The 17,108-nt window shown below is 38.4% G+C and carries 21 protein-coding genes; 12 read left to right on the plus strand and 9 right to left on the minus strand.

Annotated features, from left to right (window positions below):
* Window positions 1-48 precede the first annotated feature (48 nt).
* Window positions 49-1,761, plus strand: a complete 1,713-nt coding sequence (locus NST93_RS18665; RefSeq protein WP_405099684.1) for a sulfate adenylyltransferase — start codon at window positions 49-51, stop codon at window positions 1,759-1,761.
* 264 nt (window positions 1,762-2,025) lie between these two features.
* Window positions 2,026-2,367, plus strand: a complete 342-nt coding sequence (locus NST93_RS18670) for a hypothetical protein (protein WP_405099686.1) — start codon at window positions 2,026-2,028, stop codon at window positions 2,365-2,367.
* Window positions 2,368-2,394: 27 nt separating this feature from the next.
* Here NST93_RS18670 and NST93_RS18675 read toward each other — a convergent pair whose 3' ends face one another.
* Window positions 2,395-3,492 carry a glycerol dehydrogenase gene (locus NST93_RS18675; RefSeq protein WP_405099688.1) on the minus strand — a complete coding sequence of 366 codons (1,098 nt, stop codon included), beginning with the start codon at window positions 3,490-3,492 and terminating at the stop codon, window positions 2,395-2,397.
* A 653-nt stretch (window positions 3,493-4,145) separates the two neighbouring features.
* On the opposite strand from NST93_RS18675, the gene NST93_RS18680 reads away from it, so the two are divergent.
* The 3 genes from NST93_RS18680 to NST93_RS18690 all read left to right on the plus strand — a co-directional run bounded on the left by NST93_RS18680 (window position 4,146) and on the right by NST93_RS18690 (window position 5,535).
* Window positions 4,146-4,460 carry a hypothetical protein gene (locus NST93_RS18680; protein WP_405099690.1) on the plus strand — a complete coding sequence of 105 codons (315 nt, stop codon included), beginning with the start codon at window positions 4,146-4,148 and terminating at the stop codon, window positions 4,458-4,460.
* Between the two features lie 29 nt (window positions 4,461-4,489).
* The gene (locus tag NST93_RS18685) at window positions 4,490-5,080 is read left to right on the plus strand and encodes a hypothetical protein (protein ID WP_405099692.1); all 591 of its coding nucleotides are present in this window, start codon (window positions 4,490-4,492) and stop codon (window positions 5,078-5,080) included.
* A gap of 104 nt (window positions 5,081-5,184) precedes the next feature.
* Window positions 5,185-5,535 carry a VOC family protein gene (locus NST93_RS18690; RefSeq protein ID WP_405099694.1) on the plus strand — a complete coding sequence of 117 codons (351 nt, stop codon included), beginning with the start codon at window positions 5,185-5,187 and terminating at the stop codon, window positions 5,533-5,535.
* 85 nt (window positions 5,536-5,620) lie between these two features.
* Here the strand turns inward: NST93_RS18690 and NST93_RS18695 are convergent, their stop codons facing one another.
* Complete coding sequence (locus tag NST93_RS18695; RefSeq protein ID WP_405099696.1) at window positions 5,621-7,681, minus strand: catalase; 2,061 nt, start codon at window positions 7,679-7,681, stop codon at window positions 5,621-5,623.
* Window positions 7,682-7,830: 149 nt separating this feature from the next.
* Here NST93_RS18695 and NST93_RS18700 point away from each other — a divergent pair, with 149 nt between their 5' ends.
* The 3 genes from NST93_RS18700 to NST93_RS18710 all read left to right on the plus strand — a co-directional run bounded on the left by NST93_RS18700 (window position 7,831) and on the right by NST93_RS18710 (window position 9,778).
* Window positions 7,831-8,016 carry a hypothetical protein gene (locus tag NST93_RS18700; protein ID WP_405099698.1) on the plus strand — a complete coding sequence of 62 codons (186 nt, stop codon included), beginning with the start codon at window positions 7,831-7,833 and terminating at the stop codon, window positions 8,014-8,016.
* Window positions 8,013-9,404 (plus strand): amidase, encoded by a 1,392-nt coding sequence (locus NST93_RS18705; protein ID WP_405099700.1) that lies wholly within the window; start codon window positions 8,013-8,015, stop codon window positions 9,402-9,404. Before NST93_RS18700 ends, NST93_RS18705 begins: the two co-directional genes overlap by 4 nt.
* A 173-nt stretch (window positions 9,405-9,577) precedes the next feature.
* The gene (locus NST93_RS18710; RefSeq protein ID WP_405099702.1) at window positions 9,578-9,778 is read left to right on the plus strand and encodes a hypothetical protein; all 201 of its coding nucleotides are present in this window, start codon (window positions 9,578-9,580) and stop codon (window positions 9,776-9,778) included.
* 113 nt (window positions 9,779-9,891) lie between these two features.
* On the opposite strand, the gene NST93_RS18715 is transcribed toward NST93_RS18710, so the two are convergent.
* The 4 genes from NST93_RS18715 to NST93_RS18730 all read right to left on the minus strand — a co-directional run bounded on the left by NST93_RS18715 (window position 9,892) and on the right by NST93_RS18730 (window position 11,928).
* A complete protein-coding gene (locus NST93_RS18715) occupies window positions 9,892-10,077 on the minus strand; it encodes a type Z 30S ribosomal protein S14 (protein WP_405099704.1) in 186 nt (61 codons plus the stop codon).
* 97 nt (window positions 10,078-10,174) lie between these two features.
* Window positions 10,175-11,311, minus strand: a complete 1,137-nt coding sequence (locus tag NST93_RS18720) for a zinc-dependent alcohol dehydrogenase (RefSeq protein WP_405099706.1) — start codon at window positions 11,309-11,311, stop codon at window positions 10,175-10,177.
* Between the two features lie 36 nt (window positions 11,312-11,347).
* Complete coding sequence (locus tag NST93_RS18725; protein ID WP_405099708.1) at window positions 11,348-11,707, minus strand: spore coat protein; 360 nt, start codon at window positions 11,705-11,707, stop codon at window positions 11,348-11,350.
* 14 nt (window positions 11,708-11,721) lie between these two features.
* Window positions 11,722-11,928 (minus strand): spore coat protein, encoded by a 207-nt coding sequence (locus NST93_RS18730; RefSeq protein ID WP_405099710.1) that lies wholly within the window; start codon window positions 11,926-11,928, stop codon window positions 11,722-11,724.
* Window positions 11,929-12,080: 152 nt separating this feature from the next.
* Here NST93_RS18730 and NST93_RS18735 point away from each other — a divergent pair, with 152 nt between their 5' ends.
* The 3 genes from NST93_RS18735 (at window position 12,081) to NST93_RS18745 (ending at window position 14,448) form a co-directional block, all read left to right on the plus strand.
* Window positions 12,081-12,287 (plus strand): hypothetical protein, encoded by a 207-nt coding sequence (locus tag NST93_RS18735; protein ID WP_405099712.1) that lies wholly within the window; start codon window positions 12,081-12,083, stop codon window positions 12,285-12,287.
* A gap of 5 nt (window positions 12,288-12,292) precedes the next feature.
* The gene (locus NST93_RS18740; RefSeq protein WP_405103959.1) at window positions 12,293-12,580 is read left to right on the plus strand and encodes a spore coat protein; all 288 of its coding nucleotides are present in this window, start codon (window positions 12,293-12,295) and stop codon (window positions 12,578-12,580) included.
* Window positions 12,581-13,089: 509 nt separating this feature from the next.
* Entirely contained in the window at window positions 13,090-14,448 is a 1,359-nt protein-coding gene (locus NST93_RS18745; RefSeq protein ID WP_405099713.1) for an MATE family efflux transporter, read from the plus strand.
* Between the two features lie 54 nt (window positions 14,449-14,502).
* Here NST93_RS18745 and NST93_RS18750 read toward each other — a convergent pair whose 3' ends face one another.
* Genes NST93_RS18750 through NST93_RS18760 form a run of 3 tightly spaced genes read right to left on the minus strand, consistent with a single transcriptional unit; the run spans window position 14,503 to window position 16,521 of the window.
* Window positions 14,503-15,279: a hypothetical protein gene (locus NST93_RS18750; RefSeq protein WP_405099715.1), complete on the minus strand. Its 777-nt coding sequence runs from the start codon at window positions 15,277-15,279 to the stop codon at window positions 14,503-14,505.
* Between the two features lies 1 nt (window position 15,280).
* A complete protein-coding gene (locus NST93_RS18755) occupies window positions 15,281-16,147 on the minus strand; it encodes an ATP-binding cassette domain-containing protein (protein WP_405099717.1) in 867 nt (288 codons plus the stop codon).
* Window positions 16,144-16,521 (minus strand): GntR family transcriptional regulator, encoded by a 378-nt coding sequence (locus tag NST93_RS18760; protein ID WP_405099719.1) that lies wholly within the window; start codon window positions 16,519-16,521, stop codon window positions 16,144-16,146. The genes NST93_RS18755 and NST93_RS18760 overlap by 4 nt, the downstream gene beginning before the upstream one ends.
* 141 nt (window positions 16,522-16,662) lie before the next feature.
* On the opposite strand from NST93_RS18760, the gene NST93_RS18765 reads away from it, so the two are divergent.
* Window positions 16,663-17,091: a hypothetical protein gene (locus NST93_RS18765; protein WP_405099720.1), complete on the plus strand. Its 429-nt coding sequence runs from the start codon at window positions 16,663-16,665 to the stop codon at window positions 17,089-17,091.
* Window positions 17,092-17,108 lie beyond the last annotated feature (17 nt).

Consider the following 17,108-nt stretch of genomic DNA (forward strand, 5'->3'; position numbering starts at 1 on the left):
GGATAGTACTGTAAATCTTTAACATAGAGAGAATGAGGAGGAAAGTGAATGAGTTCAAAGATACTAGATGAGAAAATAGCAGCTTATCCACAACAGCCCCATGGAGGTGAATTGATAAATCAAGTATTAAAAGGACAGGAGCTTGAGGATGCGATTGAAAGATCCAAACAGTTACCAATGATTGTTGTCGATTTAGAGGCAATCATTACACTGGAAATGATTGCGACTGGTGTATTATCTCCTAATAAGGGATTTATGAATGAAATAGATTATAAATCGGTGCTGACAGAAGGCAGATTAAGTAATGGTGTTGTTTGGCCAGTACCTCTAAGCTTTGCACCAATAGGTGACCGAAATAAGGAAATCATTAAAACACTAAAAGTCGGAGACGAAGTGGCTCTGGCCGATGAATCAAAAGAAGCAGTAGCAATACTAAAAATTGAAGATCTCTTTGATTACGATCGGGAGTTTCGCGCCATGCACTTATTCGGTACAGCAGATCGCAATCATCCTGGTGTAGACTCAATCTATCGCAGAATGGGAGATACCGCGTTAGGCGGGTCAATTCACTTGTTGCGCCGCGTGCATTGGGGTCCGTTTGAAAGCATCAGGCTTGAACCAAAGGATACATGGAAACTGTTTTATGAGGAAAAGAAATTTAACTCTGTCGGCGGATTTATTACAGGTGCAAATCCTTTACACCGTGGTCATGAGTATATTCATCGTAATGCATTAGAAGAGTTGGATGGATTATTTGTTCAGCCATTGGTTGAGATGGCAAAGCGGGAATATACACGTCATGAGTTCAGGATGCTTGCATATCGCAGTGTACTTGATACGTATTATCCAGAAGACAGGACAATATTAGCACCACTACGAGTGACATATATTTTCGCTGGTCCGCGGGAAGCAGTGCTCCATGCCTTAATTATGAAAAACTACGGCTGTACCCATGCTCTGATTGGACGAGATCATGCCGGGATTGGTGATTATTATGACAAGTATGCCAGTCATACAATTTTTGATACATTTACTCCAGAAGAACTAGGAATTGATATTCGTTTGTTCCACGAAGTATTTTATTGTACAAGGTGCGACAGTGCGGCTACCGAATATACATGCCCGCATGATGAGCGGTACCGAATAAATATTTCAGGAACGGGAATAAGGGAGCTTTTACGTTATGGTGTGTTACCGCCAAAAGAAATCGTTCGTCCTGAATCTGCGCGAATTGCAATGCAAGGAATTCAGCCGAAAGGGATAGATGAAAACAAGCAAGCAATTTCTCCAGTCGGCAAAACGATTAAAAGTATTTTCCCATATTATTTGCATAGAACGAGACTTGGCGGTGCGGAAAGAGAAGTTCCACTGGAGGCGGAGCAGCTTACGATTGAAGACTTAGTTACAGCAATTACAGATGTCCGTGAAAATGCTGATCGCATTTATAAAGAAATCTATGAAGAGTTTAGTTATGTGACTGACATGACACGTGCTGTTCAGCCAGAATGGGTATCAGACGCTCGTGAGACGCTCCATAGGCATCAGGAGATGGTGGTAGAATACCTGGAAGAAAAGGTTGAAAGAGCAGCCGACACTGCATCTGATGAATTTATGTATCAAGATAAGAGTGAAGCGATGCGGGAATTGGATGTAGCACGTAAGATATTTGAAGACCTTCCTTCACCGCTCCGGACTGAGCAGCTGCAGTACCGAACGTGGAATTCCTTACCATATCAGCGTTATCGTGGAAGTGACGAGTAATTTTATAGTGGTGTTAAATTGAATTACGGTTTCGAACATTTATTAGTAAAATGTTCGAAACCGTTTTTTGTGTAGAGAAATGGATTATGGTGTGTTTAAGAGCCCTGAATAGGCTTAAATTTAAATAGGAACTGATGTTTCATCATCAAGGTGATTTTTACATCTTTACGAACAATCATTATCAGGTCAGCATGAGTTATGTTATCATTATTTATTATGTTTTCAATTTAAAAGATAAAGTGACTGACTATATGGAGGAAGAAAATGAATGCACATTGTGAATGTGAAGAGCTAACACATATTAAAGTTGAAGCAGATATAGGAACAGAGCCGCTTTGGTGCGGGAAATGCGGATTTAATTTGGATATAAATGGATTTGAGCTTTCTGATATATTGAGAAAAGAATTAATGGATTGGGCAAATGCTTATGGTACTTGGATTGACTGGGATACGGATGGTTTAATAGCAGGTGGAGAAGCAATCGAGATGCAGCATAACGCGTTAGGACTCTTGCTGACTGAAAAAATTATAAAAGAATGGGTAGAGGAGTATCAGGTTACATTCTCACCATCTCATTACAGGAAAAAAATCGAATCCCATACATGAAAGTATAGGGATTCGATTTTTAATTAATTATAATAAACCATTACTTAGCTGGTCAACAGCAATAATAGCATTTGCTATATCTTCTGCAGTAATGTCAGGAGAAAGGTTTTTCATTGTTTCTCCTTCTTGTGTTGCAGCTTCTCCAACTTTCAATAAATCTTCAAAGGAAGTTTCATCCAGATGCATTTCTTTTAATGTTGTAGGCAGGCCGAGTTCACGATAAAAATGAATATAACTCAGCAATTCCTCTTCTGGATGCAGTTCAAGCATTAACTGAACCAATGTGCCATAAGCCACTTTTTCTCCATGTGTTAAATGATGAATATCACCTGCAAGTACTGTGAAGCCATTGTGTATTGCATGAGCGCCTGCAAGTCCACCAGTCTCAAAGCCAAGACCAGATAATAATGTATTTGCTTCCACGACAGCCTCTACATGCTTCGTGACAATTCCTTTTTGTACTGCTTGGTAAGCTGGAATGCCATACGCAAATAGAGTTTCCTCACAAGTTCTGGCAATCGCTTGTGCTGCGATACTTGGCTTACCGCCAGCCATTGTCAATCCGCCGCTCTTAATATTTGCTCTCGCTTCTACCCATGTTGCCATTGCATCGGCAACCCCAGAAGAGAAAAATCTTGCAGGAGCTTTGGCAACAACTGCCGTATCAACTAAAACGAGATCAGGGTTTTTTTTATAAAACTTATAGGATTCAAACACACCTTCATCGCTATAAATAACAGATAATGCGCTCGTTGGTGCATCGGTTGAAGCTGTGGTAGGGACAATTACAATTCCAATATCCAGGCCATCAGCAATAGCCTTTGCTGTGTCCAGTGTTTTACCGCCTCCAACACCGACAAGTATATCTGCATGAACCTGTTTGCCTTCTTCAACAACACGGTTAATTTCGTTTATAGATGCTTCTCCATTAAACTCTACGAAGTGATAATCTAACTTTACTTTATTAAAGCTCGTTTGGATTTGTTCACCAGTAATACCCCAAACAACTTCATCAGATAAAATTAATGCCTTTTTCCCTAACTCCTGTACGTATTCACCAATGTTTTTTAACTCATTGGCACCTTGAATATATTTACTAGGTGATGAAAAGATAATTGCTGACATTAAATTCTCTCCTTTATTTGTATGTATTTTCTTTGTATACACCTTTATTATACCCAATTATCGATATGAAAAACGTTATAATTGTTAATTATCTGTGAAATGATTCACAATAATAGTGTTCAAGGGGGAAATTGCTAGTCTTTGGCAAGTGCAACAAGCTCAACTTTTATTCAATCAAGATTTTCAAAATAAACGGTATAGTGATTTGTTTCCCTGGCAAATGAGAAGGAAGAACAGATAGAAAAACCTGATCACCTTAATTCAGTATTTTTGTAAGTTCCCTGGAAAATCGCAGCTTGAATACAATTCGCTTTCCAGGGGCCTGCGGAAAGCGAGGGGCATTTGGAATGCGAATCTGCAGCGGAGAAGTAAAAGAGCAAAACAAACATTATTCTGAATTAAAGTGGTTAGGACTCTACTTAAAATGTTGGTTTAGAAACGATACATAATATAGATTTACTATCATTACGGAAGTTTTGTATAATTAGAAAATAACAGTTCATTGCGGGGGAGAGAGGGATATCATCGAACGAATTAAAGTTTTTAATTGGGTTTTAAATATTGATGCCATACAGACAAAGCAATATTATCAAAAGGCCAGTTTGTATTGTGATTGTTTATACTGCGAAAATTTCAGTGCTGCGAGCAGCCGGTTGGATATACAGATAAGCAATTTGCTGCTCAGTTTAGGCATAGATTCTGCGAAGCCGAACCATTTATCAGATTTAGGAGAAGCTAAAGATGGACTAAGATTGTATATGGGAAGTTATCATTTTGTTGGTGAGTTATTAGCAGGTCTGTCTGCCGATACCCAAGAATGGAATGATGCAAACACAACAGCTATTGGAAATTTCACATTCACAATGAATCATAAATTATCATTTGTAGATGAAGCTATGCCAAAGCCGATTCTCCAATTGGATTTTGAAACAAAAATACCGTGGGTGTTAACCGATAAACCTGAATAATATAATTAAAAAGAGAAAGAGGGAAATACATGTTTTCAGATGACCAGTTACAGGACGCGATAGAAGGAAAAGCTGTTGGTGATTATTATCCTTATAATACAAACAATGAGCGAGAGATTGAAGCACATATCCGCCGCATGCTTTATCGCCTGAAGCGGATTCCGAATTTAATTGTTGATGCGGAATGGGAGCACTTTGGGAGCGGGTATGCCTCCTTTGTGGAATTTTTTTGTTATCGGAAAGAAGACATTACAGTCATAGAAGAAAAAAACGGGGAAAGAGAGCTGGAGATAAGAGGGATTATTATTGATGTTTGCCGTCTGGCTCCAGTTACTATTATGGGTGAAGATGAACGAATGAGAATAATCAATATCGCCGTAAATGAAGAGGTAGGTGGGGCTTATAGTTCTTTGCTTGATGATCCACGTCGTTTAAAGATCAGCGAAAGATTTCATACCGTAGAGCGTCAGTTGAAGCAAGCTCTAGAAGAATTTGAGTACGTAATTTTAGATGAGGAAACTGTGAATAAGCCTTTGTCTTTTAAAACGAAAATACCGACTATTTATCGTGAATCTTATGGATATAAAGTGTTAGATGCACTTTTTTACTGGGAGGATTAAAACGTTTACTACGCTAGATCCTATCCGCCAAAAAATATTTAAAGGATTCTCCTAAGTAATGTCGAAGTTTATAAAAAAGCAAGAAAAAGAGAGGGGAAAAGCTTATGAACTTGTTCGAGAAGATCGATACAATTTGTCTGAAAGTAAGTGATGTGGAGAAATCCAGCCTTTGGTATCAGGATATCCTTGGATTTAAAGAATCTTTGAAGGGGGAAAATTATCGAATCCTGTTACTTGATAAAGATACTATACCATTAACAATCGAGGAAGGTGGAGCAGCTCCATCATCCAACCAAGCATATCCGATTTTTTACACACGAAATATAAAAGCTGTTTATGAAAAATTAAAAGAAAATCAGGTAACTATAGGTGAGATGGAAATGGATGGAATCAATCAATATTTTGATTTCTATGACTTGGATGGAAATCATTTGCAGGCTTGTTATTGGGAATAATCTCATTATAGGAACTTGATGCTTACGATAAAATAAACAGAAGGAGCATTTTTTGAGAGAGCATGCCCCTTCCATAAAACAAAACCTATTTTCTGTCCCAAAAACGCATTTGAGCAATGGCGGCTACAAAGTCTTCACCGAAATTTGGATTATTCGCTGCAAACACGACACCAGCTAAATTATTTCCTGGTGATGATTGAACAAAGCTTTGCCCTGTTGTCGCAACTCCAATTGGTTTATAGTGTTGATATGCCACATGTACAAACTCTGTAATATCGGCATTGAACTTTCCTTGATTATTCGAATTTCCGCCAACTACATAAAGCGAGTCAACAAGATAAGGACTGGAAGTAAGAAAAGTTTTATTTACTTTAAGTGTTGTGCCGTCAGATCCAGTTACAGTACCAAGTCTTTCGCTTACGATGTCAACAAAAACCCCATTTTGCTGTAAGGTATTAAGTACATTTGTTACTTCAGCTCCATTAAATCCATCGCCAATTAATACGCCCACTTTTTGGGTATATGCATATTTAGGGGTGCTCGCCTGACTCAGTGAGGCATAGCTTGCAGAAACAGGGACATTGGTTCCGCTTGGACGGTTAACTCCAATATTATCTGCAACAATAACAGCCATTTCTTTATCAACCTTGACAAGTACATCAACGACTTGCTGACGAACAGATTCGCTCTTTACACTGCCGACCTGATAGCTTAATCCTTCAATCGTATGCTGCTTTTCTACAGGGGTTAAACTATTCCAGAATATTCTTGGCTGTGAAAAATAATCCTTGAATGAATCACTTCTTGCTCTAATTTTGTGGCCTTCTACTTTACCGGGATAAGATTTGTAGCCGCCCTCTTCTGGTGGAACTGTGTATGGCGTGTTGTCTGCCAGTGAGTTTTCATGATAGTTTACTTTGTCAACATCAATTCGTTGACGCATAACACCTCGTCTTTGATTGTTGTGAAACGGGCATATTGATTTATTGATTGGTAATTCAGTATAATTTGCACTGCCAAGTCTGTGGTTTTGTGTTTCTCTATATGCAAATAACCGGCCCTGCAAAACGGGGTCATTAGAGAAATCAATTCCCGGCACCACATTTGCGGGATTAAAAGCGGCTTGTTCGGATTCTGTATGATAATTATCAATATTTCGATTGAGTGTCAACTTACCAATAATCTCTACAGGAACGACCTCTTCGGGCCAAAACTTTGTAGGATCGAGAACATCGAAATCGTAGTTAAATTCATCCTCCATCGAAATTAACTGTACCCCAAGCTCATATTCAGGGAAAGCACCGTAATCAATAGCCTGCCTTAAATCTCTTCTGTGAAAATCGGGGTCCAGTCCACCGATTTTCAGCGCTTCATCCTGAAGCAAGGAATGGACTCCAAGAACGGGTTTCCAGACATACCTCACAAAAGTAGCTACATCTTGATCATTAACAAAGAGGTACGTATTAATAGACCAAGATTCCATCATGCGATAGCTTCTTAAAATGCCGCGATCGGACATAATCCACAGTACCATATGAAGGGATTCAACGTTATTTGCTACATAATCCCAAAAGCGGTCGTGTGCTCCGCTTGCTGTAGGAATATCATCTGCCTGCTTTGATTGGTATGCATGCATTACATCTGGAAACTTCATTGCATCCATATTTACTAATACAGGCATTGCGATGGTCGTTAAATCCACATTACCTTCTTCTGTATAAAGCTTTACACCCTTACAGCGCAAATCCCTTGCTGTATCATAGGAACCCTTTCCACCCTGAACAGTAGAAAAACGAACGGTTATTGGTGTCTTTTTACCCGGCTCCTGTAAGAATCCCGCTTTTGTTACATGACTCATGGACTGATAACATTCAAACTCACCATAAGCACTGTATCCCCTGGCGTGAACCACCCTTTCCGGTATTTCTTCATGTGCAAAATGAGACATTTTTTCTAAATACTCATAGTCCTGACGTAAAGAAGGACCACGTATTCCAGCCTTTAATTGGTCCTGGTCTTGTGATCTTTTTTTACCCTCCTGTGTTGTCATTGGCTGTCCTCTGTCAGATATACGGTAACGATTTAATTGCTCTTGTTTTACATCATTAGTAACTCGTTTTTCATCTTTTGATGATTTATCATCCATTTATAATCACCGCCCTATTTAATAGATATGTTAATTCCATTTATATACCTATGCGTTGTCTTTTATACCTAGAACAATAATTACTCTGCCAGCACACTCTTTCTTTATTTTTCATATTGTATAACCACCCATAAAGGAGGCTAAATCAGATGATTGATGTAAACGATATAAGAGAGAACTTACATTCACAAGGATTACCGGTGTATGAGACAGATCTTCCTTTTATCCAAAGCATATTCTCTACGATGGAACAAGCCCAAACTTCACTTCAATCCTTTCCATATTTAAATATGACTGTCCCAATTACTGTAGTTGATAAGGACTTAATGACATGAATGAATTATCATTTATGACAGCGACCGAGCTTAGTGTGTTAATTAAAGGAAAAAGACTGTCCCCTGTAGAATTAACACAGCATCTGTTAAAACGGATAGAAACAATTGATCCAATTCTTCATTCCTATATTACCCCATTGCCCGAATTAGCCTTAAAGCAGGCGAGAGAGGCGGAGGAGAATATTATGGAAGGCAAATACATTGGTCCCTTGCACGGCATTCCAATTGGAATAAAAGATAATTATTATACAAAAAATATAAAAACGACAGATGGATCAAAGCTTTTTTCTGAATTTGTACCTGAAGCATCTGCAACGACAGTGAAGAAATTGCTTAAAGCTGGAACAATTATGCTAGGAAAGCAAAACATGCATGAACTTGCTGCTGGATCTACAGGTACGAACCCTTTCTTTGGTACGACTCGCAATCCATGGAATATAAACTATATGCCTGGAGGGTCGAGCGGGGGCGGAACAGCTTCATTAGCTTCAGGACTAGCGACAATTGCGACAGGAACAGATACTTTTGGCTCGATAAGATTACCTGCTGCGATGTGTGGTGTATATGGGTTAAAACCAACTTACGGGCTTGTCAGTACGTACGGTATTTTTCCTACAGCATGGTCATTGGACACTGCAGGCCCTATGGCGAGATCGGTTTCCGATTTAGCAATTATGCTTGATTATATGGCAGGGTTCGATCCGAAAGATCCTGCAAGCCTTCATATACGGGAATCTAATTATGCGGAAAATCTAAATAAAGGGATGAGAGGAGTAAAGATTGGTATTCCCAGGTATTATCTTGAAGGGCTGGACTCCGATATAGAAAAGCTATTCCGTCATGCAATGGAGATACTGAAAAAATTAGGTGCTGAATTAAAAGAAATAGTAATTCCGGAATTAGAAACGTCTGAATTTGCGGGTTATTTAACTGTAACTGGGGAGGCATCTGCTTTTCATTATAAATGGTTACAGACCGATTCTGAAGATTACTCGCAGGACATCCGGACTTTCTTTTTGGCTGGTGCTTTGACTAACACGCCAAAATATATTCAGGCACAGCAGGCTAGAAGAAAAATGGTTGAAGCATTTCATAAGGCATTTGATGAAGTTGATATCTTGCTTGGCCCAACTATACCGATTACTACCCCTGCATTTAGTGCGAGCTGGGTAAAGCAAAATTTAGAGGTTGTGAAACAGTGTTTGCCATTTACAGTTCCGGTGAATTTAACAGGAACACCAGCCTTAGCTGTACCAATGGGGTTCGACAGCAAAGGTCTTCCAGCAGGCATGCAATTTATCGGAAATCATCTATCAGAAAAACTTTTATTGCAGATAGGAAAAGCCTGGGAGGAAACGAATCCATTGCATTTTAGTATGCAAAGTTAATTTAAAATCCATTTTTTGAAATAGAAAGAAAGGAAAGATTTGGTTTCATTAAATAATGAGTGGTATTTACATTTGAGGATACAATAATAGACGGAAGGGATGCTATAAGGATTTCGTTCAGTAATTCCATTCAGTGTTCTTTCTAACAAAGATAACTAACAGGAGGGTCATTCATGGATAACAACAATCGAGATTTTAATCGCAGAGATCAAAGAAATCGTAAAGAGGAAATTAATCGTAATCAGGAAATTGTTGATGTAGAATTTGCAGACGAGAATGAATTCTTTGATGAGAATAATTTCAGAGAAAATAACGAGCAAAACAATGAAAGACGTAATAACCGAAATCAGAATCAAAATCAAAATCACAAATAAATAGCCCTCTCTAAGACCTGAATCAGTGGAAATTCCCATTGGCTCAGGTCTTATCTTATGAGAAGGAAAGAGGCAAGGGTCAATGACCATTGCCTCTTTTTATATAAAGCCTTTTACCAGCTAGCTTTTTTTAGGCCAGGAACTTGACCTTTGTAGGCAAATTCACGAAGGCAGATACGACACAATTCGAATTTTTTTAATACACTGTGTGGTCTGCCGCAATGCTTACAACGACTATATTCGCGAACTGCAAACTTTTGTGGCTTTTGATTCTTAACAACTAATGCTTTTTTTGCCATGCGGCATCCTCCTTTATTATAAATAGAAGGATATTATAGCATATGGATGAGACTTTATCATCAGCCAAATAATGGCAGCTGATCTGCTTTTAAAGAATTATGGTTTCAATACGACTTTAATGCAATTATCCATTTTTGCATCAAAGATTTCGTATCCATATTTTGCTTTCTCGAGAGGTAAGGTATGTGTAATAATATCACTTAAATCTACCTCTCCTTCTGCAATCAAGTCATGTAATAGAGGCATGTAGTGAATTACTGGTGCCTGTCCAGTCCTAATGTTGACATTTCGCATAAAGATATCACCGAATGGGAATGCATTATACCTTGATCCATATATTCCAGTCACCTGTATATTACCGCCTTTTCTCACGGCTTGACTTGCCATTACAAGAGCACCCATGGAACCGCCATGGAGTTTTAAACCTGTTGCCAAAAACTCTAAATCGCTCATTTTGCCATCCATGCCTACACAGTCAATGACAACATCTGCACCGCCTTTGGTTATCTCATTTAAGTAGGAACCGACATTTTCATGGTCTTCAAAGTTAATCATTTCTACATTGTTTGTTCGCTTCGCATGCTCTAAACGATAGCCGATGTAGTCAACAGCGATGACTCTTTCTGCTCCTTTTAACCAGGCAAATTTTTGTGCCAGCAAACCAACAGGACCACAGCCAAGAATGATTACAGTATCTCCTGCTTTCATGCCGGAATTGTCGACACTCCAGTATGCAGTAGTACCTGCATCTGAAAGCAATAAAAGGTTGTCATCGTTTACTTCGCTGTCTTCGGAGATTTTGAAGGGGGTAAAGTTTCCATAAGGGACGCGCATATATTCTGCCTGACCACCAGGATAACCGCCTGCAGTACCGGAATACCCGAAATAGGCTCCCATATCACCATTATCATTCGAATTATCACATTGACTTTCTAATTCGTGCTTACAAAACCAACAATCACCGCAACTAACATTGAAAGGAACGACAACTCGATCCCCTTTTTTAAGCTTGGTGACATCCGGACCTACTTCTTCTACGACTCCCATTGGTTCATGTCCAATAATATAATCTTCTTGAAAGTTCGGTATCATCCCATGAATCAGATGCAAATCTGAACCACAAATTGCTGTACGTGTTAGCTTAACAATAATATCATCTGACTTTTGAATACGCGGGTATTCTACATTTTTTACAATTACATTTTTAATACCTTGGAAGGTCACGGCTTTCATCATTTATCTCCTTTTTGCATAAACAGTTTTATAATCTTAATTCGGAGGTTGTGGGAAAAGTCCTTTTCGGTTCGTATTTTCAGGAAAAAGATTTAAATTGGCGATATCAATTGCATTTTGTGCTGCTTTGAGGTCGAGCATTTGTTGTTCACTTACATCATAAGGATGGAACCATTTCTTCCTCATCATCAAATCAATCACTTCTGTCTGATAATCAATTGCTGCTTCCATTTGGTTACGAATTGTTGTTCTTACTTCAGGGCTGGCTGACTCGGTTAAGGCAATAGAATAGTTGCGAACAGCTTCTTTTACTGTAATTAACAAATCGAGGGCGATAGCAGAGTCGATTTTTTCAGGCATCCCAATTGCATTAACAGGATCTAAATAATCATTCATTTCTGTCACCTCACTTATTCAGTCTTTGTATAGGGGTATAGGCGCTGGAGTTGCTTTAAATCGATAATAGACATGTCAACATTTTTCTGCATTAATCTGCGAAGGTCCTGATCAAAGACAATACCTTGCATCAGCTTGGACTTGAGCAAGGCGACGGTTTTCATATTTACTAATTCATGGGTATCCACTGTCTCATGGAAAGCTAAATCTTCTTTAGCCATAGCAAAACCTCCTAATGATTCTAAAATTTAACTTTACTTTTCCCATCACTGGTTTCTAATATACACATAATAGAATGGGGAGATTGCGGGCATAAGTTTGATCTGAGCTGCACAAGCTATGTAAAAGTTTTATAACCATAAGGAGTGAAGTAATGGAAGGGAAATTAGCTCTACATGAACGACTGGAGCTGCAGGAAATATTGACATTTAAGAATTTATGTTTAACAAAAGCAGCTACTATGCAGGGACTCGCTGGATGTAAAGAATTGAAGGATATCCTCGCAACGGATGTAAAAGAGGGAAAGCGGCACGTAGAGCAATTAAATACTATTCTGGAAAAAAGGGATGTGGTGATGTGACGAATATGATTCAAAAAATTGCTGGGTTGAGCGGAATGACGGATCAAGTGATTGCAACTGATTTCTTAATATCTACAAAATCAGCGGTAAAGAACATGACCTTTGCGCTGACAGAGGCTGTAACACCTGAAGCGAGGGAAATTTTAAGACAGCAATTAAATTATTCGATTGAAGCACATGAGAGAATCGGTCAGTATATGATGAAAAAAGGCTACTATAGCCCGAGTGATTTGGATAAACAACTGAAAGTGGAATTGAAGGCATCAAAAGCTGCACTCAAGATAGCTAAATAATTTTTAATTAATCCCATTAGAAGAAAACGCTAAGCTGAATAGGTAAATGATAAAAAGCCAAAAATTGTTTTTGGCTTTTTACTTTTGAAAAAAGTACTACCCCATACACACTGAATTATGTTATAATGCTCTAATGGTACTATGAAGGATAATAACAACCTCTTGCTAGGGAATGCTCTCTAGTGGAACAAAACCAATGCAGATGGGGCTGTCTCGGAAGAACGTGTGAATATTACGGACTTTTGGGCGGTCTTTTTTCATGAAAAAAGAGTTAAATCTCTTAAAAGAAACGAGAGTATACATTTCATCTGATTGGAGATTGCAAAGTTGGAAGGGATATTTCCATGTGTTTTGCATAGTTATTAAGTCGGGCTGAAAATTATTTTGCCAGTAAGGATAAAAGAAAAGGGTTCTTACTGACAAGTGTAACTAAAGTTGTCATCAAAAAAGGGTTGGTGGCAGCCAAGTTTTCTAGTACTGAATTTAGTGAGAAGGAGAAACGAGCAAAATTGAGTGTAGAAAATAATAAATATCAAGATCAATCGTTGTTCAGTATTACATGGCCATTGTTCATTGAAATATCCCTTCATATGAGCGTGGGGATTCTTGCTACTTTAATTTTGAGTGGGTATTCTGATAACGCAGTTGCTGGTGTAGGTGTTGCCAACCAAATCATGAACATTTTTATTTTAGTATTTAATGTTACGGCGATCGGTGCAACTATTCTTATCGGTCAAAATTTAGGAGCAAATCAAATTAAGAAAGCACGGAGCATTGCAAGGTCAGCCTTTGGTTTGAACTTTTGGATTGGCATTGGAATGACAATTGTTGTTGTTTTATTTGGTGGAGTTTTTCTGAAGTTTTATGGTTTAAGCGGCGAAATTTATGACTTTGCTTATACTTATTTAGCTGTAACTGGTTTATCACTTTGTATTGAGGCTGTTGCTCTGGCATTAAGTGCCGTACTGCGCAGTTACGGTCATACGAGAGAGACAATGTTTGTCACAATCATTATGAATATTATAAGTATTACAGGTTTCTTTATTGCGATTAATGGTTTATTTGGTATTCCGGTTACAGGAGTTGTCGGGGTATCTGTTACAATTATTGCAGCACGGATTTTCCTGTTATTAGCCTTGCTGTATTTTGTTTATAAACGCCTGGCGATTAAATACAGGTTGTCTGATATTCTTAAAATCGATAAGACGAATACAAAGAACCTGATGGGAATAGGTATTCCATCTGCAGGTGAGCAGCTCTCTTATCAGTTTTCCCAAGTAGTTATTACAAGCTTTGTAGCAATTGTAGGGGATGCGGCTTTAGCAGCGCGGGTTTACATTTTAAATATCTCCATGTTTTGTTTTATGTTTTCGATGGCAATTTCTCAAGGTACTCAGATATTAGTTGCCCGTTATGTTGGAGCGAAAATGTATGAAAAGACGTTAAAACGCGGTTTGAAAACATTGCGTATCGCTCTAATCGTTGCAATCGTAATCTCATTTATTATTGCATTCACTGGAGAGAACCTCATTGGCGTATTTACCAATGATCCAGCAATTATTGCAGTTGCGATTCCGGTATTATGGGCAATTGTCTTTATTGAACCAGGACGTGCGGTGAATATGGTATTAATGGGCTCATTAAAATCGGTTGGGGATGTCAGGTTCCCTGTTGTAATTGGGATTATCTCCATGTGGGGTCTTGCAGTGGCTCTAAGTTATGTCTTTGGAATTACACTTGGTCTTGGCCTCCTTGGTGTTTGGCTGGCTCAAGGTGTGGATGAGTGGTTCCGTGGTGTGTTCGCATATAGACGATGGAAGTCTCAGCCATGGCTGAAGAAAAAAGTAGTTCGGGAGTCAGGAGCTTAATCTCCAGCAATAGCACATAAAAGCCGATGCATCGTCTGCATCGGCTTTTATGTGCTAAATTTTAATTGATGCTCGTTTGGTTAACTGACGTATGAGCAGTACTGTAACCAGAATAACACCGAAAACAATCGGCAGAGCTGAAAACTTTGGAGTACTCTCTAAGAATGCAACAACTTCCAATAAAGGCAGGTCCATAGCCAATCGTATCATTGCATCCTTAATTAAAAGGAATGAAAGACCGATTGCAATAAAGATTATTCCAGCAATAACTCCTAATCGATAGAATGCTGAACCAATCAGCCAGCCAATCATATAAAAGATGAAAATATGCAAGCTGAATAATGCAAGTGAGAGAAGCAAATTTGATTCCGGACTAATAAAAGGTGTTAAAATAACGGACTGAATGATTTCTCCGATGATATTACCATCCATGTCCATTTCAATGACCAGTTGTTCCAATGTACGGTCAGCTAAGTCATTGGAGGTGAAATTGTTTACAATCAGTTTTTCAACTAAGCTAATAAAATAGGTGAGAATTGGCAGAATGATTGACAACCCAGCACTTGCAATGAGATTTCCAAGGAAGTAATTCTTTCTGGTAATACCATTTTCCACATAATAAGGAAGGAAGTTAATCGCAATGATTCCAATAACGAGCATATAGATATTACTTGAGATATAGCCAGCACTGTAAAACGTATCTAGATTTCCCCCGAAGAAAAGTCTGATAATATTTACAAGAAGGGTAATACCAAGATAATAAAACGTCCAAGTCAATTGTACCCAAAATAAATCGAAGCCGACTCTGCTGAATGATATTGATTTCTTCATATTAGTCTTCCTCCCTTGTTAGTTGAATAAATAGATCGTGAAGCGATACAGGACCAATTTGCAGACCGAGCTCCGCAGCATAGATCTTATCTGCATCACTTATTTCACCGTACAGTGTAATCGACTTCGTATCTCCTAATGCCTCTTGATTAATTACTTCTTTTCCTTCAGCAAACATTTCCACAGTTTGCTTATTGCCGATGATGGTAACACCGTGTGATACTAAATCATCATATGTCTCATGAAGGAGGATTTTACCTTCATGTATAATAATGACTTCATCAAATAGATAGTCCATTTCCGATACAAGATGTGTAGATAAAATGATAATACGCGGATACAGTTCCTGGTCTTTTAAAAGCTCTTTGTAAAATAAGTCACGTCCAGGTGCATCCATGCCAAGGTAGACCTCATCAAATATCGTGATTGGTGACCTGCTGGCTAGACCAACGACAACATTGAATGCAGATTGCTTCCCTTTTGAGAGCTTATATAAAGACTTTTTTCCTTCTAGCTTGAATTTTATTAAAAGCTCTTCTGCGTAGGCTAAGTCAAAATTTGGCCGATAGCGATGAATATCTTTTATGATTGTTGAAGGTGTGTCGGTTTCACTGCTGAAGTCCTTGCTATACATGAAAGTTATATCTTGCATAATCTGCGCATTTTCAAATGGTGCTTTTCCGTTAATGAATAACTGACCGGATGTTGGTTCACGAAAAGAGCCCAGTAATGATAATAGGGAAGTCTTACCGGCGCCATTTCTGCCAAGCAACCCATATATTTTCGGCTCGTTTATTTCAAAATGCATATCATGAAGAATAGACTCTCTTCCATAACTCAGGTGAAGATTTACAGCTTTTATATTCATACATTTTCACTTCCTTCCACACGTTTAATATATTTTAGAATTTCGTCATTTGTAATTTCCAGCTTTTGAGCTTCCCGAACAAGCGTGACGATATAGTCTTCAATGAATGACTGCCGTCTTTTTTCCAGCAGTTTCTTTCTGGCCCCTTCAGCTACAAACATACCAATTCCTCTTTTCTTATAAAGTATATCTTCTTCTACAAGCTGATTTATTCCTTTAGAAACAGTCGCATGATTGATTTTGTAATAATTTACAAGCTGATTTGTAGAAGGGGCCTGATCGTTTTCCTTCAGTTGTTTATTAATAATCTGGTCTTCAATCTGTTCACGAACCTGAATATAGATTGGTTTATCTGCATTAAAAACAGTTTTCACTAGAAGGCCCTCCTTTTTTTTGAAGTTGCTGTTATGGTTATATACTTATGTGTATAACCATAACAGCTGGTGTTTTCGCTGTCAATATGTTTTTATAAATTTAGGCAAATAAAATTATCGGTGTTGGTCGGGGGAGAGAGCATGCTTGAGATAAGGTCTAAGCTGGATGTAACAGCAGATATGGATAAAGGAGAGTTGCGCAAGCTTGATGGAAAATTACTCGTGGACATACAAGGGGAATTGGAAATTATCATTAGCGGCAAACGTTTTTTCTATGAACCATCCATTGCATTGCTGGAATTCGCTGCATTATTAAAAAGATGGGATGGAAAAGAGAATCTGTGCTATTTCACAATGGAACATGATGAAAATGAAGGACCAATTCTTGCATTTACTCATGAAGGAAGAGATGTGTGGGAGCTCTATTCGATATGGCAGGAATATGAAATAACGGCATGGATAAGTGGTGAGGTAATCCGAGATACAGTAAAGCATTTTCTTGATGATTTCAATACCCAGCTGGAAAAACATTATTATTTTACAGTGGAAAGATTTCTTAGAGAGGATTAAAGCTTTTAACAGCAATA

Origin of the sequence: Oceanobacillus sp. FSL H7-0719, from assembly GCF_045040795.1 — a bacterium.
Taxonomy (GTDB): domain Bacteria; phylum Bacillota; class Bacilli; order Bacillales; family Amphibacillaceae; genus Oceanobacillus.

Bases quoted from the DNA above. Each gene is read 5' to 3' on its own strand.
- NST93_RS18665 (WP_405099684.1), top strand. From the start codon at position 49: ATGAGTTCAAAGATACTAGATGAGAAAATAGCAGCTTATCCACAACAG.
- NST93_RS18670 (WP_405099686.1), top strand. From the start codon at position 2,026: ATGAATGCACATTGTGAATGTGAAGAGCTAACACATATTAAAGTTGAA.
- NST93_RS18675 (WP_405099688.1), bottom strand. From the start codon at position 3,492: ATGTCAGCAATTATCTTTTCATCACCTAGTAAATATATTCAAGGTGCC.
- NST93_RS18685 (WP_405099692.1), top strand. From the start codon at position 4,490: ATGTTTTCAGATGACCAGTTACAGGACGCGATAGAAGGAAAAGCTGTT.
- NST93_RS18690 (WP_405099694.1), top strand. From the start codon at position 5,185: ATGAACTTGTTCGAGAAGATCGATACAATTTGTCTGAAAGTAAGTGAT.
- NST93_RS18695 (WP_405099696.1), bottom strand. From the start codon at position 7,681: ATGGATGATAAATCATCAAAAGATGAAAAACGAGTTACTAATGATGTA.
- NST93_RS18700 (WP_405099698.1), top strand. From the start codon at position 7,831: ATGATTGATGTAAACGATATAAGAGAGAACTTACATTCACAAGGATTA.
- NST93_RS18705 (WP_405099700.1), top strand. From the start codon at position 8,013: ATGAATGAATTATCATTTATGACAGCGACCGAGCTTAGTGTGTTAATT.
- NST93_RS18710 (WP_405099702.1), top strand. From the start codon at position 9,578: ATGGATAACAACAATCGAGATTTTAATCGCAGAGATCAAAGAAATCGT.
- NST93_RS18715 (WP_405099704.1), bottom strand. From the start codon at position 10,077: ATGGCAAAAAAAGCATTAGTTGTTAAGAATCAAAAGCCACAAAAGTTT.
- NST93_RS18720 (WP_405099706.1), bottom strand. From the start codon at position 11,311: ATGAAAGCCGTGACCTTCCAAGGTATTAAAAATGTAATTGTAAAAAAT.
- NST93_RS18725 (WP_405099708.1), bottom strand. From the start codon at position 11,707: ATGAATGATTATTTAGATCCTGTTAATGCAATTGGGATGCCTGAAAAA.
- NST93_RS18730 (WP_405099710.1), bottom strand. From the start codon at position 11,928: ATGGCTAAAGAAGATTTAGCTTTCCATGAGACAGTGGATACCCATGAA.
- NST93_RS18735 (WP_405099712.1), top strand. From the start codon at position 12,081: ATGGAAGGGAAATTAGCTCTACATGAACGACTGGAGCTGCAGGAAATA.
- NST93_RS18740 (WP_405103959.1), top strand. From the start codon at position 12,293: ATGATTCAAAAAATTGCTGGGTTGAGCGGAATGACGGATCAAGTGATT.
- NST93_RS18750 (WP_405099715.1), bottom strand. From the start codon at position 15,279: ATGAAGAAATCAATATCATTCAGCAGAGTCGGCTTCGATTTATTTTGG.
- NST93_RS18755 (WP_405099717.1), bottom strand. From the start codon at position 16,147: ATGAATATAAAAGCTGTAAATCTTCACCTGAGTTATGGAAGAGAGTCT.
- NST93_RS18765 (WP_405099720.1), top strand. From the start codon at position 16,663: ATGCTTGAGATAAGGTCTAAGCTGGATGTAACAGCAGATATGGATAAA.